Source organism: Streptomyces sp. NPDC127119 (genome assembly GCF_042677425.1).
In the GTDB taxonomy this organism is placed as follows: domain Bacteria; phylum Actinomycetota; class Actinomycetes; order Streptomycetales; family Streptomycetaceae; genus Streptomyces.
This window is the reverse complement of the sequence record NZ_JBHXTO010000174.1, coordinates 1-17,438: the sequence shown is the minus strand read 5'-3', so window position 1 is coordinate 17,438 and position 17,438 is coordinate 1. Positions and strand designations below refer to the sequence as shown.

The following is a 17,438-nucleotide window of genomic DNA, read 5'->3' as shown; positions in this document are numbered from 1 at the left end:
CCCAGCCGATCCGCGACGTGGCGTACGCCTTCTTCGCGCCCTCGATGTCGCCGGCCTTCACCGCGTCCGCGAACACCTTCGCCTTCGGCAGGGTCCCATCGGCCTGCTCCTGCGCGTACTGCCGGTAGGCGGCGACCGCCGCGTCCAGCCGCGGATCACGCTTGGCGGCCGTGCCGCCGCCGGTGACCCTGACGTCCTGCCGGATGCCCTGGCCCTTCATACCCGGCTTGCAGGCGATCCGATAGTCGCCCGCCTTCACCTCCGCGGTGACCTTCTGCCGGGTACCGGGCCCGATGTTCTCCCGCTCGGTGACGATCCGGTCATCAGGGAACAGCAGATACACCTCGGTGACCTTGGAGCCCTTGTTCGTCACGTCGAGCTGGACGTGACCGGCAGGAAACTCCTTCTTCGACACCTCACACGCGCTGTCCGACGCCGTCACCTCCACGACATGGTCGTCACTCGACGCATCGCTCTTCTCGGTGCAACCAGACAGAGATACGACCGCCGACACGCAAACGACGGTGCTCATGAAGAGAGGACGGTGTACCCGGAACATGACTGTGCCTCAATTCACGCAGGTGACGATACGGACGGGCGGACCGCCCGGCGAGCGCAGTCTACGCAACTGTAGACACAGAGGGAAGGCTTCCCTAACCAAGACGACACCGCTCGACGCGCCGTCGCCCCGACCGCAGCACATGGAGCAGAGGGCAGCACGTCAGACCAGACCCCACGAGGGAGCACCCCTCGGCCCGACCCCCACCACGTCCGCCAACCAATTGCTGCACCCCACAGAACCAGCAGTTCAGAGACGCTCCCGCACACCGTCCCGCTCCCCTGCGCCATACGCAGGACCCTCACTGGCGCGCATCCGCTAAGCTGTGCCAGGTCAGTCATTGGTACGTCGCGTTGCCTGTTCCAGCTACACCGCAGGGAGCCTCGCACCACGCCTGACCAGCGGGCTTGCACTCCTCGTCAAAGATCCACCAACTGGATTTTCAGCAAGGCCTTCCGCAAGCCCCCGCCTTCGTAGCTCAGGGGATAGAGCACCGCTCTCCTAAAGCGGGTGTCGCAGGTTCGAATCCTGCCGGGGGCACCAGCCGAAAGGCCCCGGACCGATCATGGTCCGGGGCCTTTCGGCATCCACTTCTGGCATCAACAGGACCGCAGCGCAGGGAAGAGGCCGCGCCAGACCCGTGCCAGGTCGGATGGGGAGTGACGGGGACCGAGTGGTCAGCCGGTCATGTGCCGTAGCCGCTCCGCCACGGGTCAGCCCAGCAATCGTCCGCAAGCCGAGCTGGGGCTCCGCGAATCGCCTCCTGGCCGCCCTTGGTCTGGTGAGGGCAGGGGCGAACGCCCTCCTCGGAGGGCACCGAGCCGCGAAACCCTCCTTTCTGCCCGCGGTCAAAGACCTCGATCCCGGTTCCAGCGGCTCACGTGCATCCCGTAGAAGACGTTGCCGATGCCCGCGGTGAGCATGAACAGCCAGAAGTGGGCCCACAGCGACTGACGTCGACGCCTCAAGCCCGCCCCACCAATAAACGCTGCTGAAGACGCCGCAGCGGAACTGCTGTTGTTGATGATGATCATCGGGGGCTGCCCGTACGGCTGAGCAGGCTGCTGACCGGGTGGTGTCGCCATACTGCATCGGCTCCATGGTGAAGTTGAGAGTGCTAGAGCGAGACGCACCATAGAAGCGTGCAGATGGCGACCGAGGCCGAACAGGTCACGTGTCACCCGTACGGGGCACAGCGCGGCGGTCTCAGTTTCCGTCTCATCCAGCGCCGTTCAGACGAGACGGAAGCCGCGAGCGCAAGCCGCTCCAAAGAGCAGTCCCTACTGAACGCAGACGAACGCCCGTGCCTGCAGCCCAAAGCCCTACCACCACAGTGGGAAAGCATGCACATGCAGTCGACGTGCGGCCCTGATGAGTGCGTGGCCGGCGCTGACAGGTCTCACTCTTGGCCATCGACGAAGCCCGACCGTCGGTTAGGTCCCGGGTTCACCCCGGGCCGCCTCCAGACAGAACCGGGGATGCAACTGCTCTACAGAGCTGGACACCTCAGAAGCAGACCGCGCGTCTCGTGCCCGCGCGCAGACAGCTCGACCGGCGCATGCGCGAACTGGTACTCAGCTCCTACGAGTACCAGTTCGCGTTCTGCGGCCACGACGGCAGGATCGGCGTCGTAGCGGTCGGGCTGGAACCCGCACACGGCGCTCTCCGATGTCAGCTCGGTCCCGTCAGACCTTGCTGAGTTCCCAGAACCTGAACACCGTCGAGGCGTCCAGGCAGTACTGGTATCCGCGGATGTCATCGTGAACCGCCGCGTACTGTTTTGCCTGCCAGATCGGCAGTACGGGGACATCGTCGGCCACGATGTCCTGAATCTTACCGAAGTCGCCACTCGCCTCAGCGCGGTTCTTTTCGGTGGCTGAGCGCGGAATCAGCGTCTCGCTTATCGTGCGGTTCGAATAATTATTGGCCAGCACGTTGCCGTCGCCGAAGAACGGGGAAGTGAAATTATCGGCGTCGGGATAGTCCGGCAGCCAGCCCTTCACATACACGCCGTACTTACCCGCGGCAATGTCCTTCTCATAGCGATCGAAGGGTACGGACCTGACCTTGGCCTTGAAGAGGCCGCTGCTGTTGAGCTGCTCGGCGATGACCTGCAGTTCCTGATCGGTGGCAAGGCCGTAACGGGACGGGGTGGACCACAGTGTCACTTCCACCTTTCCCTCGATCCCGTCGGCGCGCAGTGCCGCTTCGGCTTTTCCCTGAGAAGGACGGTCTCCATAGGTGTCGAAGAACGCCGTCGTATGACCGATGACCCCGGCAGGAATGATCGAATACAAAGGAATCGCTGTGTCCTGGTACACCTGCTTCATCAGAGCGTCCCGATCCAGCAGGTGGCTCATGGCTTTGCGGAAGCCGATTTTTCCGGCCACCGGGTCGTTCATGTTGAAGACCAGATGTTGGACCTCAGCACTGTCGCCCTCAACTATTTGGATTCCCGGCTCATCGGCGAGACTGTCGGGGCCGACAAGGTCCTTCGCGGGCAGGCCCCGGAAGGCAATGTCGATGTCGTGGTCCGTCAGGCCCTTCCTCAGACGGGCTTGGTCGGAATGGAAGAGTTTCAGCGTGACTCCGCCGTTCTTCACCTCGGCGGGGCCTCTATAATTTTCGTTCGGGGAGAAGACGGCCTCGTCCTTGCTCATTGATGTGAGCTTGTACGGACCAGAGCCTGAAGCCTGACCGTCCTCGCGTAAGGATTTGGCCTCGTACTGACGGTGGTTGACTATGGAACCGGCGCCAGACGCTATTTTGCTGGGAAAAGTGGCGTCAGGAACTTTGAGGCGGAACACTACAGTTTTACTGTCGGGTGCCTCAACGGAGTCGAGCATGGTGAACATGATGGCTGGGCCGGCCGCGTCATCGATGAGCCGCACACGGTCGAAGGAGAACTTGACATCCTCGGCGGTGAGCGGATCACCGTTACTGAATTTCAGGTCATCTTTGAGTACGCAACGATAAACCCGTACTCCAGCCCCCTCGAAGGCGCAACTCTCCGCAGCCTCCGGTTGCGGATCCGTACTTCCATTCGGGAAACTCAGCAGAGTCTGGAAGACGTTGTTGAAAAGTAGCCATGAACCCGGGTCGTAACCGGAAGACGGGTCCGTGGAAAGGATTTCGTCCGACATCCCGATAACAATTCCTGGCGATTCGTCGGTCCAGCCGCTGCACGCGGTGAGCGAGGTGCAGGCCAGTGCGGTTGCGGCAGAAAAACCCGCCACCCGATTACGCATGTTCACAACTTATCCCTCTTTCTTGCGCGATGATGCTCGCATTACAGAACTCGTCGCCATGGGCCGCCTGTGACACCGCAAGCGTGCCGCGGATGACCAGAATGACCGGATCGATACGCGGGGGCGGGATTGCCCTTGATGGCTCCGCGCGCGGTCGTGGAGTCCGGACATACCTCTTTTTCCAGATTCTCCGCAATGACCCACCGGGAGCGCGCCACCAGTTGCCGCGTCAGCCCGCATCGGGGCACACGGCGATAGCCACAGCATCTCGCCACATTGCCTACATCGCCCGAATGTGCCCAGTATGGGAATACTCTCCGCCTTGCGCTGTACCGCACTCAATGCCGCCCGTCCGCCAACCCACCGGCAATGACGGGACAGCGCTGACCCAGCGATTGATCATGGCATTACAAAGACCAACCGGCACTGTACGCGGAGTGATTTTTTTGCGCATCGCCGGAAGTTAATACCAATCGATGAGGAGGCCAGGTGCAGGCGGAGGTATGTTTTGGTGGATTTATGGCCACTCAAGAAAAATCTCCGCGCGACCAGCAGCTGTCACCTGCGGCCTGACGTCGGTGCGGCATGGCGTGTGCCATGACATCGGTGGGGCATGACATCGGTGCGGCTGATGCTCGTCGCGAGTGCGGTCCTGACGACTGCGGAGACCTGTCGCTCGGCGGCACAACCGCGTACTCGATGTCCGGGCACTGCTCCCCACTCGCGTGCGGTGCTGCCGTCAACCGCCGTGGTTCCCCGCCGCCTCGACGACCTGCTCGCGCTCGGCCGCCGACCACCACCAGTTCCTCACCCGCATCGCCGGATTGCATCGCTACGCACGCCGTGGCCTCATGGCGGGTCCGCCTCGCAACGGATGGACTCGCGGGCCTGTCCGCCGCGTGCCCTTCAGAGCGGGCAATCACGGTCGACCAGGGTGCGTCCCGAAGGACCACCCCATCATCATTGAGCGCCTACCCGCGGGCCAGAGTCAGCGCAAGCACCCGAGCCCCGCAGCTTCCCAAGCTGAGGGCTCCCGGGCTGGCCTTCGTGCTCTCTGGTCGACAGCACTAGCAGCATCGGGCAGACGCAGGTCATGTCCTGACCCGTCATGCCCTGACCCGCTCCCTGCCAGCCCGGTTCCTCGGCGTCAGCCCAGTTCCCTCCGCGTCAGCCCAGTTGCTCCGCCAGTCCGACGATGATGCCCTCCGGGCCGCGGACGTAGCAGAGCAGGTAGCTGTCCTCGAACCGGGCGATCTCGCCGAGGAGTTCGGCGCCGTGGGGGCGTAGGCGGGCGACCGTGTCCTTGATGTCGTCGACGGCGAACATCACGCGGTGCGTGCCCAGGATGTTGTGCGGCTTGTTGCGCGGGCCAGCGCTGGTCGCCGCGGGGCTGAGGTACTTCGCCAGTTCGAGTCGGCTGTGGCCGTCCGGGGTCCGGACCATCGCGATGTCGCAGCGGACGCCGTCGAGTCCGGTGCACTGGTCGGCGACGAGGCCCTCGACCCGCGCCCTGCCCTCCAGTTCCATACCGAGTTCCACGAAGAACGCGACGGCGGCGTCCAAGTCCTCGACGACGATGCCGACGTTGTCCATCCGCTGAATCGCCATGCTGGTTTCTCCTTCTAGGTCGATTTCTAGGTCGACTTCTACGACTTGTTCCGCGTCGCGCGGCCGGTGGTGGCCGGTGTCATCCCTGGGACGGAGCCGGTGCCACGTTCTCGACATCCGCAGACCGTCGAACTCCGCCGAACGCGACTCACAGGTGCCGGCCCCGGTAACGAGTCGACGTGGGCGAGCCGCTCCGCGTCCGGCGTTCCCTCGCGTGACGGCGTAGACGCACGACGAGGTACGCCACCACCGATACCGGCACGAGCCGGCTGACCAGCCAGACGAAACGATGCTCGATGTACGACCAGGTCGTCGCCGCCTGCCAGCCATGGGGCAGGCCCATCAGGAGAAGTGAGGCGGCCAGGCACAGAGCCGTCGCGGCCAGTACCCCGAGGGCCAGGTACGCGGCGAGTTCGGCCCACCACGTCCCGCCGATGGTCCTGACCATGCGTATGCGCGCTCTCACTCAGTCCCCCGCCGCCGTTGCGGGACCGACCGTCCCGTCCGAGGCTCAACACCTCGCTTTCCAGGCACGGTACCGACATGAAGCCGCAGATGGCGGAACCCAGGCCCCGCCGCCCATCACCGCAGCGGCGCATTGCCCGCACCCACCGTTGTTCGGTGGCTGACACCCGCACCCGGCCGGCACCACCACCCCGGATCCGACCCGATCCCTTCCGACCCGATCCCTTCCGGCCCGATCTCTTCTGATCCCTTCCGATCATCCAGTCACCCCCCTCCCGTCACCCGGCCTCGCTACGATGCGCCCCGCCGTGCCTGGGGGGCGCGGGTAGGTGTTTCTAGGGGGAAAGCCGTGTTCGTACTGTCCGTCCTGTTGTTCGTAGCCGCAGTCGTGCTCTTTCTTGTCGGGCGGGGTGGGGAGCGGAGCGCCTCGGGCTGGCGGCTCGGGGCCGCTCTCAGTGCCGCGGCGGGGCTGCTGGCCGGCGTCTTCGCCTGCGTGCATGTCGTGAGCGCCTACGAGGTCGGCGTCCCGGTGACCTTCGGCAAGGTGGGTACGCCGTTGACCTCGGGCGTGCACTTCAAGTCGCCGTTCACCGACGTCACGTCCTTCTCCACCCGCCCGGTGGACCTGAACCTCAACGACGACGACGTGGTCGAGGTCCGTTCCTCGCAGGGCGGTGTGCTCTACGCGGACGTCACCATCAAGTGGGCCGTGGTGCCCGCGAAGGCGGTCGGCCTGTACCGGCTGGCGGGCAGCGAGGAGGCCGTCGAGGAGCGGCTGGTGCTGCCGGACAGCCGCGAGATCATCCGCAACGTCTTCGCCAAGCACACCAGCGAGGAGGGGTACGCCTCCGCGCGTGAGCAGATCGGCTCCGAGATCGCCGGCCTCGTCAAGGAACGTCTGGCGCCGCGCGGGATCGACGTCACCTTCGTCAATCTGCGCAATGTGCGGCCCTCGAAGAAGCTGCAGGAGCAGATCGACAAGAAGATCCAGCAGGAGCAGGCCACCGAGCGGGCCACCGAGGCGTCGCGTACGGCCACGGCGGAGGCGGAGCGCAAGCGGATCGAGGCGGAGGGTGTCGCCCGCGCCAACAAGATCATCGAGAAGTCGCTGAGCGACAAGGTGCTGTACAACCAGTGCCTGGAGGCCTACAAGGAAGCCGCGAAGGCCCACCCCGTGTACGCGGTCCCGTGCGGGACCGACGCGAACGGCACGCCCGTCATCGTGGACGGCAGCAAGAACTGACACCGCACACGTCACCCTGAAAGCGCGGGCTGCCGCGTTCCCAGGCTGTCGCGCCCTTGCGACAGCCTGGAAACAGAGCATTGCTCCGAATGGGTCACGGTGCGAGGATCTTGGGACTTCACGCATCCCATGGGGGTTTGTCATGGCACTGTTCGGAAACGCGCACACCGTCGATCCGGCCAAGGCTCAGAACGACTACGCGCGACTGCTGGGGCAGAACGAGCAGGTGCACGCCGCCTTCCAGTTGATCCGCGACACCATCCTCTTCACCGATCGCCGACTCATCCTGGTCGACAAGCAGGGCATCACCGGTAAGAAGACGGAGTACCACTCCGTTCCGTACCGCAGCATCACGCACTTCGCCGTCGAGACCGCCGGAACCTTCGACCTCGACGCCGAGCTGAAGATCTGGATCTCCGGTACGCCCACGCCCATCGAGAAGACCTTCACCAAGGGCGTCGACATCTACGAAGTCCAGGCGATACTCACCCAGTTCGTCGCTCGATAGGCGCGCCGGTGGGCGAGGGGGACAGCGGCGACGGCGGGGGCGGCGGCGGTACGGGGCTCAGGCCTCGCGCCAGTGTCAGCGTGACCGTGATCGATACGGCCGCCGTCGCCGCCATCGCCGTTGCCGGTGACGTCAGTTGGGCCGCCGTGCCCGCGAGCGCCGCGCCCACGCCCTGCATCGCCAGCATCCCGGACGAGTGCAATCCCAGCGCGTGGCCAGCCAGTTCGGGCGGGGTCACGGCCATGAGGCGTTCCTGCTGGAGAAGGCTCGCGCCGAAGCCGACGGAGGCCAGCGCGGCGAGCACCGCGGCCAGGGACGGACGCGGGTGCAGGGCGAAGAGGAGATACGGGGCCGCCAGCAGCAGGAGCAGCGGTACGCCCAAGCGGGGGCGCAGGGCCGGTCCGGCGAGGCGGGCCACCGCCACGTCCCCGGCCAGCATGCCCAGCGCCGCGCACGCGAAGAGCAGGCCCGCGTGCTCGGGAGCGTACGGGACGTAGAGGGACTCGCAGCCGACGATCAGGCCGTTGGGGATCCAGAGCGCCAGGTAGAGGTGGCGGCGGGAGGGCGGGGCGAGCAGGGTTCTGTTCGTGTGCCGGGTCGCGCGGACCGACGGGCGGCCCTTCGCTCTCGGTGGGCGGGCGGTCAGGGCGCAGCGGGTGATCACCGCGGCCGTCGCGTACAGGGCCGCCGCCGTGAGCAGGGTGCCGCGCGGGGACAGGAGCGTGATGAGGACGCCTCCGGTGGCGTATCCCGTGATCTGTGTGATGCCGTTCGCCATGTTGAAGACCGAACGCCCCACGATGTACGCGTCGTTGGGCAGGATCTCGTTCAGCAGGCCCCAGCGGACGCCTCCGCCGAGGGAGGCCACCAGGCCGAGGGTGAGGATCAGCGCGAAGACCGTCCAGAGGGGGGCGGGGAGCGCCAGGAGTGCCGTACCCGCCGCGAACGCCAGTGCCGTGCCCGTCATCGTGGCGCGCGGTGGCAGCCGGTCGGCCGCCGACAGGAGCGTGGTCGCGCCGAGGACCTGGGCGAGCGAGGGCCCGAACATGCTCAGGGCCGACAGGAGGGGTGAGTCCGTGGCCCGGTAGACCAGCGTGCCGAGCGCGAGTCCGCTCATCGTCTGCGCCGCCACCTGCGCCGAGGAGGCCAGGAAGAGGGGTGTGAACTCCGGGGTGCGGAAGAGGGACCGGTACGTCGTTGGCATGCGCCGGAGTTTCGGGCCCCCGCCGGGACGACCGTTAGTGTTTCGCGTCTGTGCGAAACGACCATGAACCGGGGGGCGGAAATGGGCTGGTGGCAGGTCAGTGCCGACACCCTCGCCGGCAGCCGTTTCGTGCTCTCGCCGCTCGCCGAGACCTTCGCCTGTCTGAAGGCGCTGCACACCCGGAGCGCCGCGCATCCCGGTGAACGGCTCTGGCTGGACTCCCATCTGCCGTCCTACGAGAGGTGGTTGGCGTCCGATCCCGTCACCGCAGCCCTCGTCCGGGCCGGGTTCGGACGCGAGTGGATCGCCGACTTCCTCACACCCACCCCGCGCGGCGACGAGGACTTCGCCACGGAGGTCGCCCGGGTGCGCGAGGCCTCCCCCGAGGCCGCCCGAGCCCATCTCGCCGTCGCCCTGCGCGGTCCGCTCCCCTCGCTCCTCCGGGACCGCGACGACCTTCCCGACCGTGCCGCCGACCTGCTCGCCCGCGTCTGGACCGAGGCCGTACGCCCCGACTGGCACCGGCGTCGGCTCGTGCTCGAAGCGGATGTCGTGGCCCGCACCGCGCGGCTGAGCCAGGAGGGCTGGGCGGCGGCACTCGGGGCGATGCGGCCGGGGATGCGCTGGCTCGGCGAGAACCGGCTGCAGGTCAATCTGCACGAGTACCCGCCCCGCGAGATCTCGGGCGCCCGGATCGTCTTCGTACCGGTGACTCCGCAGCGGCACGGGTGGGTGTCGTGGGAGGAGCCCCGGGAGCACCCGCACCCCGACACGGACCGACCGCGCCGGTACGGGGTCGTGTACCCCTGCTCGGGCGTGCTGGCGGAGACCGGTCAGCAGGGGTCCGCGTGCGCGCAGGGGTCCGCGTCCTCGCAGGGGTCCGCGCCCTCCCCCGTCGCCGTTCCGGACAGCCTCTCCCGGCTGCTCGGCGGCGCTCGGGCCCGCGTGCTCGTCCTGCTCGGGTCCCCCATGAGTACGAGCCAGCTGGTCGCCGTCACCGGGCAGGGACTCGGTTCCGTCGGGCGCCATCTGAGACTGCTGCTCGACGCGCGCCTGGTGGGGCGGCGGCGCTCGGGGCGGTCGGTCCTCTACTTCCGGACGCCCGAGGGCGATGTGCTCGTCGGGGCCCAGAACCCGGGGAGCTCGGGGCGCGGGGCGCAGGGTGCCGATCCGGCTCCGGCGGAGCGGAGTTAGCATCCGCTCATGACTACTGACAACGCCTCCGCCTCCTCCGCCGCCTCCGGCGCGTCCGCTCTCGACGTCGACATCGATGCGCTGCAGGGCGGGTCCGCCGATCTCGGCCAGTACAAGGGCCGGGCCGTGCTCATCGTCAACGTGGCGTCCAAGTGCGGCCTCACCCCGCAGTACGCGGGTCTGGAGCGGCTGCAGGAGCGGTACGCGGCACAGGGCTTCACCGTGCTCGGAGTGCCGTGCAACCAGTTCATGGGCCAGGAGCCCGGCTCGTCCGAGGAGATCGCGGAGTTCTGCTCGGCGACGTACGGCGTGACCTTCCCGATGACCGAGAAGGTCGACGTGAACGGCGACGCGCGCCACACCCTCTACCAGCGGCTCACCGGTTTCGCGGACGGCGAGGGGCACAGCGGCGACATCCGCTGGAACTTCGAGAAGTTCCTCATCGGCCGGGACGGCGCGGTGGTCGCCCGCTTCTCGCCGCAGACCGAGCCGGAGTCCGCGGAGCTCGTGGCCGCGGTCGAGGCCCACATCGGCTGAACGCCGGTCCCTCACGGCTGAGGCGCGGGCCCGCATCGGCCGAGCGCGGCACCCACCCGGCCTCCCCGGCGGCCCGGTGGCGCGCGCTACTCCTCGCTGCCGCGGACCTCTTCCCGCAGCTCCTCGGGGCATCCCGTGCCCCGGGGCAGCTGATAGGGCGCCGCGAGACGGTACGTGCCGGCCCTGGGCGCCAGCAGTTCCGTCCACTGGTCGCCCTGGGCGTCCTCCTCCGTCTCCATCAGGCAGCCGTTGACGTTGTCGTACGTCTTCGGCGCCCCGTCCTCCCGCTGCTTGGACTCCTCGGTCTCCTGCGGGGGCTTGACGCTCTTGCCCTCCGCGTCGACGAGCCCGAGCCACGGCGAGTACGGGATCCGGATGAGCACGCGGCCCGCCCGCTTCACCTCCAGGGTCAGCTCCCCCTGCTCGGCACGGTCGACGACCGCGGGCGGGTCGGCCATCGGCATGGGGTCGGTGACCTCGAAGAGCTGCCAGTTGGCGTCGCCCCAGACCTGCTTCAGGTACGGCATCCCGCGCTGGACCAGTTCGCGCTCGCGTTCGCCGCCGTCACCGTCGGGCTCGCCCTTGGGTACGACGACGTAGTGGACGGCCCAGCGCTGCAGCCACTCGTGGTAGTTCGCGGAGTTGAGGGTGTCGTCGTAGAAGAGGGGGTTGCGCTCCATGTCCGCCTGCCGGTTCCAGCCGCGGGCGAGGTTGACGTACGGGGCGAGGGCGGACGCCTCGCGGTGCGAGCGGGCCGGTACGACCTCGACGCGGCCCTTCTCGGCGCCGGCCACCTGGAGCTGGTTGACGAGGGGGGCCAGTTCGCGGGCCCAGGACGCGGCGGGCGTGGTGTGCACGATGTCGTCGACGGCCTTGAAGGCGATCCAGCCGTTCACGGTCACGAAGGCCAGCAGGATCGCGTACCACTTGCGTGAGCGCGGCACCGTGAAGGGCAGCGCGGCGATCAGCGTGACCCCGCCCAGCAGCATCGGCAGCCGGCTGATGTTGGAGCCGATCTGCGAGTTGATCAGCCAGACGAGGACGACGGCCAGGCCGTACACCGCCGACGTGATCCGGACCGTCTTCCACTCCTTGGGGACGAGGAGGAAGGCGCAGGCGGCGGTCGCGAACGGCAGCAGGACCGAACCGAACATCATCGGCTGCGTACCGGAGAAGGGGAACATCCAGGCCGAGACGCCCACGACCGCGGCGGGCGCGAGGCCCAGCGCCCACGCTCCCGGGCGGCGCTTCTGCAGGAAGAGCGCGACGGCCACGAAGCCGACGAAGAGGCCGGCCACCGGGGACGCGGCGGTCGCCGCCGCGGCGAGGGGGGCGGCGCACAGGGCCTTGGCCCAGCGCTTGTAGCGCCAGCGGTACGGCCAGCAGAAGACGACCGCGGCGGCGCCGAGCGCGAAGACCATGCCGAGGCCGAAGGTCACGCGGCCCGAGATCGCGTTGCACAGCAGCGCGAACACTCCGGCGGCAGCGGCGGCCACGGGGTTGCGGACGGCCCGGCTGCGCATCAGCACCAGCATGAGCAGTCCGGCGGAGAGCGTCCCAGCGATCATCATCGTGGTCCGCACACCGAGCACGGCCATCAGGTACGGGGACACCACGCTGTACGACACCGGGTGCATGCCGCCGTACCAGGCGAGGTTGTACGCGGACCCGGGGTTGCGCCCCACGAACTCCGCCCACGCGTCCTGCGCCGCGAGGTCTCCCCCACTGTTCGCGAACGTGAAGAACCAGATGATGTGCAGCACACCGGAGAGGGCGGTGGCGAGGATCGCGGGGTGCCGGAGGAAACGGTGGAGTCGGGTGCCCTCGCGGCCACGGGCGCCGGGGCCGTCACCGTCGGCCGGATCGGCATCCGGGTCGGCATCCGGGTCCACGTCCGGATCCGCGTCGGGGTCCGGTTTGGCGCCGCGGCCCGGTGTGGCCTTGCGGACCGGGTCGGTGTCGCTCTTCGGGTCGGCCTCGGGGGCCGGCTTGAGGTCGGCGCTCGGTCCGGGGCCGGAAACCGGCTCGGCCTCGGGGCCCGGCTCGGAGGCAGGGTTCGCCTCGGCGTGGGAGTCGGGGTCGGGGTCGGGGTCAAGGGTCGACTCGGCGACAGGAGCCGGTCCGGAAGCAGCGTCCTGTCCGGGTTCCTGATCCTGATCGGAAACCCGGCCCTGGCCCTGTCCGGGGCTGCTGCCCCGTCCGGCGGCGGGGCTTCCGGCCGGGGCGGGGGGCTCCGCCACGCTGGAGGTCTCCGCCGCGTCAGGCGACGGTTCTGCAGCGCTGACGGCGGTCTCCGTCACGCCGGGCGGCGCCCCGGCAGCGCTGCCGGGGATCTCCGCCGTGTCGGGGCTGTCCGCCATGCCCGGGATCTCGGCCCTGCCGGGCGGCGGGCCGGTCGCGTTGCCGGGGGGATCGACGTGCCGCGTGCGCACGCTTATTCGCGGGCCGGCCTCTCGGCCCGGCTCGGCGTCGTCGGCATGCGTCGGCTCCGCTGTCGCCACGTGCTGGCACTCCCGTGTCCCGTTGTTCCACTCTCGGCCGGGCCCCGCGGCGGGCGGCCTTGCCCCATCCTGGCGACGCTAGCACGCACCCCGCCGCGGAGCTCCTGGGTGGTGCTCCGCGGGCGGGGTGCGGTCGGTTCTTCTGCTTGTCGGTTCTTCCGCTCTTTGCGGGCGTACGTCCCCGTGAGGACGTACGTCGCGTCAGGCGACCCGGGTCAGCTTGGCGCCGAATCCCGGTTCGCTGAGATCCGACTGGAGCGCGACCGGAACCTCGACCGCGTCACCCGTACCGTCACCGACGCTCAGCGAGCCGACCTTGGTTCCCGCCTTCGCCTCGTGCGGGATGGCCGTGCCGCCCTCGTCCAGCTTCAGCTTGACCGTCTGTCCGGCCCAGCCCACCGCGGAGACGTCCTTCGTGGCGACGACCGGGACCTGACCGCCGAGCCCGTCGTCCACGTATCCGACGACGTCACCCTTCTTGAGGATCTTCTGCGAGGTCAGCGCGTCCTGGGCGGCGATCATCGCCTCCTTGCTGACCGCGTTGACCGTGTCGATGATCGGCGGCGTGTGCTGGCCGAGGATCGCGCCGACGACGATGACGTTCTCACCGCCGACCTCCTGCGTGGCGGCGAAGAGCAGGTTGCCGCCGGCCTTGGTGGTGGAGCCGGTCTTGATGCCGATGGCGTTGTTGTACGGCACGAGGCGGTTGTAGTTGTCCCACTTCTTGCCGGACGGGTCCACCCAGGTCGGCAGCTTGGTGATGTCGACCAGCGCCTTGATGTCCACCAGCTCGTTGCCGAGCTTCACCTGGTCCTCGGCGGTGGAGACGGTGGTCTCCTTCAGACCCGAGGGGTCGGTGTACTTCGTGTTCTTCATGCCCAGTTCCTTGGCGGCGGCGTTCATCTTCTCGACGAACTTCGCCTCGGACCCCGCGTCCCAACGCGCCAGCAGCCGCGCGATGTTGTTCGCGGACGGGATCATGATGGCCGCGATGGCGTCCTTCTCTGTGAGGCTGTCGCCCTCCTTGACGGTGTTGAGCGTCGACTCGCCCTGCGCGTCGAAGCCGCCCTCCGTCTCCGCCTTCTTGTCGACGGGGATCTTCGCGCCGTCCGCGCCGGCCTTCAGCGGGTGCTCCTTGAGGATCACGTACGCCGTCATGGCCTTGGCGACCGAGCCGATCGCGACGGGTTTCTGCTCCCCGAACGAGTCGACCGTGCCGATGCCGTTGACGTCCATCCAGCCCTGGCCCTCCTCGGGCCACGGCAGGGAGACCTTGTTGCCCTTGAAGGCGTAGGTCTCGTCGGCGGTCAGCGCGAGGGTGGGGGACGGCAGCGGACGTACGGCCTGTACGACTGCAAACACCACGGCCAGCAGGAGCACCAGGGGTGTCCAGATCTTGACCCGGCGCACGAGGGTACGGACCGGGGTCTGGCGGGGCGGCGGGGTGTTCGTCAGCTCCGCCAGCAGGTCCAGCGGGGGCCTCGGCGGGAGGGGCTGCTGGGTCGTCCGCTCGGGGCCGACCTGTGGGGCGGCACCGGCCGGCGCTGCCGAGGGCGAGACGGAGGGCCCCGGCGGCGGGACGGCGGGCCTCGCCTTCGTCGGAGCGGGCTCGTCGAGCGGCTTGAGCGCGACGAACTTGCTGGTGCGCTCGGGCGGGGCCTCGGCCTTGGACGCCGCCGCCGCTTCGGCCCCGGACCCGGCGGCCGACTTGTCATCGGCCACGGCCTTCGAGGCAGCACCCTTGTCCGACTCGACAGTCTTGCCCGGTTCGGTCGTCTTGCCAGGCTCGGCAGTCTTGCCGGGTCCGGCCGTCTTGCCTGCTCCGGCGTCCGGCTTGGCGCCGCCCAGCTTGAGCATGGTCGTGGGCTGATCCACCGCCGGGGGCCGCTTGAAGATCGCGGTGGCCTGGTCGACCGGGGGCTCGGGCTCGCCCTCGTCGGACGCGGAGCCCGACTTCGCGGCGGGAGCAGCGGGACCCGCGTCGGTGGCGGAGTCCGGCTTCGCCGTGCGACCCGACGTCCCGACGGAGCCCGACTTCGCCGCCACATCCGCCACATCCGGCTTCGCGACGGAGTCCGACTTCGCCGCGGACTCGGGACCGGAGTCCGCGTCGGGACTGGAGGCCGGCTCTGACGCGGAGTCCGCGTCAGCGGCGGGAGTTGCGCCCACGGGCGGCTTCGCCGCGGGGGCTTCCGCCTCCGGGTCGTCCGCCGTGCGCTTGGCATCGGGCTTCGAACCGGCCGTCGAGCCGGCCTTCGTATCCGCCTTCGTACCGGCCGTGCCGACGGCGCTCCCGTCGGCCGCGGCGTTCCCCGCGCTCTCCCCGGAGGCAGCGGTTCCGCTGCTCGGCGGGGCGTCGGCGTCCGCAGCGGAGTCGGCCCGCGGAACAGCGCGCTCGGCCGGAGCGTCCGCCGGAGCGACACCCTCCGACCCGCTCTTCGCCTCGCCCGCGACCTCGTCCGAGGCCCCGGCCTCCGGCTTGGAGTCCGGGCCCGCAGCCGCACCCGTACCGGCGCCCGAGCCCGCTTCGCCGGAGCCGGAACCGGCGTCCGAGTCGGCGTCCGCGTCGGAGTCGGAATCGGCATCCCGGCCGGAGCCGTCGTCCGGGGCTCCCCCGGTCACGTCCGACCCCGCACCCGACGCCTCCGGCTCCACGCCATCACCGTCGGCGCCATCACCGTCGGCACGAGCGTCGGCGTCGCCGCCGTCACCCCCGCTCGCGCCCTCGTCCGCGCCCGGCGCAGCCGATCCCGCGCCCGGCGCAGCCGAATCCGCAGGAGCGCCCTCAGGCGCCTCCTCGTCCGCCGTGGCGGCCTGGGCCGCCACGGCGGACCGGAGGCGCGCGTCGCCGCCTCCGGTGCCCTTCCCGGCACCCTCCGCGGATTTCTCCGGCTCCGCAGAACCGTCACTCCCCAGGGAACTCCCGGCAGCCGGTTCCGCCGACTCCTCCGCGTCCGCGGAACCCGCGGAACCCGTCGAGTCCGCGGAGCGCTTCGTCGAGAACACCGCCGTCGCCGTGTCCGCCCGGGCAGCCGCCGTCACGGTCTCCCGCGCGACCGCCAGCCGCGGATCCGGAACCGGAACCCTGCTCCCCGACGTCGGTTCTGCCGACGACTCGTGCTGCTTCGACCTGTCGGGGGACTCGCCCGCCACCGATGCCTCCTCCGTGCGCCACACACCGTGCGCCCAACCGAACCATGAACCCGTTAAACAGTGCACACGCGGCCCGGACACCCGTGTCCGAACCATCTACCAGTGTCCTGTGTGAGGGATTGACCCCTGCGGTAGACGAGAACGACATATCTACTGGTTCCACTACGAACCGGTCACGTGCTCTCGACAGACCAATGTGAGAGGGGTCACCCTGTCATTCATCCACGCGGGGAGGCATGGATGGGCAGGAGCCGCAGAACACTTCCGGAGGAGCTTCTGCTGCTGGCGTTGGACCCGACCACGGGTACCACCGCACAGCCGCAGTCGCTCGACCTCGGTCTGGCCGGAGCACAGCTAGTGGAGCTGGCGCTGGCCGGACGGATAGCCCCAGACGGGGATCGTATCGCCGTGGTGGCACCACGGCCGACCGGAGATCCGACCTTGGACTGTGCGCTGGAACTACTCCGCAGGCGGGGTGCTCCAGTACGCGCTGTGAACTGGATCGGCGGACCCCGACTGGGGTTGCGCCAGACATATCTCTCGCATCTGGAGCGATGCGGCATGGTCCATGCCGTGGCGGGCCAGATGTGCGGGGTGCTTCCGACGACTCGCTACCAAGCGACGGACACGGAGATCAGCCGGGAGATCAGGGCCCGGCTGGACAGCGCGATCCGCACCGGCGTCCCGCCGGACCCGCGGACCGCCGCTCTGGCCGCACTGGCGCATGCCGTGGGCCTGGGCAAGCACCTCTACCCGGGGAACGAAGGGCGTTCGTCGCGCTCCCGACTCCGGGACCTGATCAGGCACGACCCCATGGGCGGACTCGTGGCGCACGCCGTGATGGACGTCCAGAACGGAGTGGCCGCACAGCCACGCCGCAGTCCGGCACCGACCGGCCGTCAGGCCGCCCCCGGAGCCAGGCCCGCACCGGAGCCCGCCAGGGGCGTCCCGATGCAACCGCACCGCAGTTCGATGGCACGCGCCGTGGCCCACTGAGTCACCGGTCCACGGCACGGATCCACCGACACGACGGAGCACCGCGACACCGCACGACCGCAGTCCCCGAAGTACCGCTGTATTCGCTTTATCCGCCGTATCCGCAGGACCCACCGTGCACCACGCCTCGCGCGTCACGCACGTCAGCGCCGCACCGCAGTCCCCATGAGCCGGTTCGGGAGCCGCTGGGCCGCGCGGGGCGACGGGCCGTACGTCCGGACG

The 17,438-nt window shown here is 69.0% G+C and carries 13 protein-coding genes, 1 tRNA gene and 1 pseudogene; 7 read left to right on the top strand and 8 right to left on the bottom strand.

What is annotated here, in order from left to right; translation table 11 throughout:
- A partial coding sequence (locus ACFVH5_RS39540; protein WP_385838530.1) for a cupredoxin domain-containing protein occupies nucleotides 1-532 on the bottom strand: 532 nt, incomplete at its 3' end.
- A 494-nt stretch (nucleotides 533-1,026) separates the two neighbouring features.
- Here ACFVH5_RS39540 and ACFVH5_RS39535 point away from each other — a divergent pair.
- Nucleotides 1,027-1,102 (top strand) — tRNA-Arg (locus tag ACFVH5_RS39535).
- Between the two features lie 305 nt (nucleotides 1,103-1,407).
- On the opposite strand, the gene ACFVH5_RS39530 is transcribed toward ACFVH5_RS39535, so the two are convergent.
- Complete coding sequence (locus ACFVH5_RS39530) at nucleotides 1,408-1,593, bottom strand: hypothetical protein (RefSeq protein ID WP_385838529.1); 186 nt, start codon at nucleotides 1,591-1,593, stop codon at nucleotides 1,408-1,410.
- 479 nt (nucleotides 1,594-2,072) lie between these two features.
- On the opposite strand from ACFVH5_RS39530, the pseudogene ACFVH5_RS39525 reads away from it, so the two are divergent.
- Nucleotides 2,073-2,216, top strand: a pseudogene (locus tag ACFVH5_RS39525) (restriction endonuclease); the annotation flags it as partial.
- A 28-nt stretch (nucleotides 2,217-2,244) separates the two neighbouring features.
- On the opposite strand, the gene ACFVH5_RS39520 reads toward ACFVH5_RS39525, so the two are convergent.
- The 3 genes from ACFVH5_RS39520 to ACFVH5_RS39510 all read right to left on the bottom strand — a co-directional run bounded on the left by ACFVH5_RS39520 (nucleotide 2,245) and on the right by ACFVH5_RS39510 (nucleotide 5,881).
- Nucleotides 2,245-3,807, bottom strand: coding sequence for an ABC transporter substrate-binding protein (locus tag ACFVH5_RS39520; protein WP_385838528.1), 1,563 nt, complete (start codon nucleotides 3,805-3,807; stop codon nucleotides 2,245-2,247).
- 1,167 nt (nucleotides 3,808-4,974) lie between these two features.
- Complete coding sequence (locus ACFVH5_RS39515) at nucleotides 4,975-5,415, bottom strand: VOC family protein (RefSeq protein ID WP_385838527.1); 441 nt, start codon at nucleotides 5,413-5,415, stop codon at nucleotides 4,975-4,977.
- A 148-nt stretch (nucleotides 5,416-5,563) separates the two neighbouring features.
- Complete coding sequence (locus ACFVH5_RS39510) at nucleotides 5,564-5,881, bottom strand: hypothetical protein (RefSeq protein WP_385838526.1); 318 nt, start codon at nucleotides 5,879-5,881, stop codon at nucleotides 5,564-5,566.
- Nucleotides 5,882-6,229: 348 nt separating this feature from the next.
- On the opposite strand from ACFVH5_RS39510, the gene ACFVH5_RS39505 reads away from it, so the two are divergent.
- Both ACFVH5_RS39505 and ACFVH5_RS39500 read left to right on the top strand, forming a co-directional pair.
- Nucleotides 6,230-7,123 (top strand): prohibitin family protein, encoded by an 894-nt coding sequence (locus tag ACFVH5_RS39505; protein WP_385838525.1) that lies wholly within the window; start codon nucleotides 6,230-6,232, stop codon nucleotides 7,121-7,123.
- A gap of 142 nt (nucleotides 7,124-7,265) precedes the next feature.
- On the top strand, nucleotides 7,266-7,631 hold the full coding sequence (locus tag ACFVH5_RS39500) for a PH domain-containing protein (protein WP_384810641.1): 366 nt from the start codon (nucleotides 7,266-7,268) through the stop codon (nucleotides 7,629-7,631).
- Here the strand turns inward: ACFVH5_RS39500 and ACFVH5_RS39495 are convergent.
- Nucleotides 7,609-8,835: an MFS transporter gene (locus ACFVH5_RS39495; RefSeq protein ID WP_385838524.1), complete on the bottom strand. Its 1,227-nt coding sequence runs from the start codon at nucleotides 8,833-8,835 to the stop codon at nucleotides 7,609-7,611. The genes ACFVH5_RS39500 and ACFVH5_RS39495 overlap by 23 nt on opposite strands.
- An 81-nt stretch (nucleotides 8,836-8,916) precedes the next feature.
- On the opposite strand from ACFVH5_RS39495, the gene ACFVH5_RS39490 reads away from it, so the two are divergent.
- Together ACFVH5_RS39490 and ACFVH5_RS39485 are read left to right on the top strand one after the other, a co-directional pair.
- Nucleotides 8,917-10,029 carry a transcriptional regulator gene (locus tag ACFVH5_RS39490; RefSeq protein WP_385838531.1) on the top strand — a complete coding sequence of 371 codons (1,113 nt, stop codon included), beginning with the start codon at nucleotides 8,917-8,919 and terminating at the stop codon, nucleotides 10,027-10,029.
- Nucleotides 10,030-10,038: 9 nt separating this feature from the next.
- A complete protein-coding gene (locus ACFVH5_RS39485) occupies nucleotides 10,039-10,566 on the top strand; it encodes a glutathione peroxidase (protein WP_385838523.1) in 528 nt (175 codons plus the stop codon).
- An 86-nt stretch (nucleotides 10,567-10,652) separates the two neighbouring features.
- Here ACFVH5_RS39485 and ACFVH5_RS39480 read toward each other — a convergent pair whose 3' ends face one another.
- Together ACFVH5_RS39480 and ACFVH5_RS39475 are read right to left on the bottom strand one after the other, a co-directional pair.
- Entirely contained in the window at nucleotides 10,653-13,067 is a 2,415-nt protein-coding gene (locus ACFVH5_RS39480; RefSeq protein WP_385838522.1) for an MFS transporter, read from the bottom strand.
- Between the two features lie 201 nt (nucleotides 13,068-13,268).
- A complete protein-coding gene (locus ACFVH5_RS39475) occupies nucleotides 13,269-16,220 on the bottom strand; it encodes a D-alanyl-D-alanine carboxypeptidase (protein WP_385838521.1) in 2,952 nt (983 codons plus the stop codon).
- A 240-nt stretch (nucleotides 16,221-16,460) separates the two neighbouring features.
- On the opposite strand from ACFVH5_RS39475, the gene ACFVH5_RS39470 reads away from it, so the two are divergent.
- On the top strand, nucleotides 16,461-17,216 hold the full coding sequence (locus ACFVH5_RS39470; protein WP_107015497.1) for a GPP34 family phosphoprotein: 756 nt from the start codon (nucleotides 16,461-16,463) through the stop codon (nucleotides 17,214-17,216).
- Nucleotides 17,217-17,438: the final 222 nt, after the last annotated feature.

Coding starts and splice junctions, on each gene's coding strand:
- ACFVH5_RS39530 (WP_385838529.1), bottom strand. CDS start 1,593: ATGATCATCATCAACAACAGCAGTTCCGCTGCGGCGTCTTCAGCAGCG.
- ACFVH5_RS39520 (WP_385838528.1), bottom strand. CDS start 3,807: ATGCGTAATCGGGTGGCGGGTTTTTCTGCCGCAACCGCACTGGCCTGC.
- ACFVH5_RS39515 (WP_385838527.1), bottom strand. CDS start 5,415: ATGGCGATTCAGCGGATGGACAACGTCGGCATCGTCGTCGAGGACTTG.
- ACFVH5_RS39500 (WP_384810641.1), top strand. CDS start 7,266: ATGGCACTGTTCGGAAACGCGCACACCGTCGATCCGGCCAAGGCTCAG.
- ACFVH5_RS39495 (WP_385838524.1), bottom strand. CDS start 8,835: ATGCCAACGACGTACCGGTCCCTCTTCCGCACCCCGGAGTTCACACCC.
- ACFVH5_RS39490 (WP_385838531.1), top strand. CDS start 8,917: ATGGGCTGGTGGCAGGTCAGTGCCGACACCCTCGCCGGCAGCCGTTTC.
- ACFVH5_RS39485 (WP_385838523.1), top strand. CDS start 10,039: ATGACTACTGACAACGCCTCCGCCTCCTCCGCCGCCTCCGGCGCGTCC.
- ACFVH5_RS39470 (WP_107015497.1), top strand. CDS start 16,461: ATGGGCAGGAGCCGCAGAACACTTCCGGAGGAGCTTCTGCTGCTGGCG.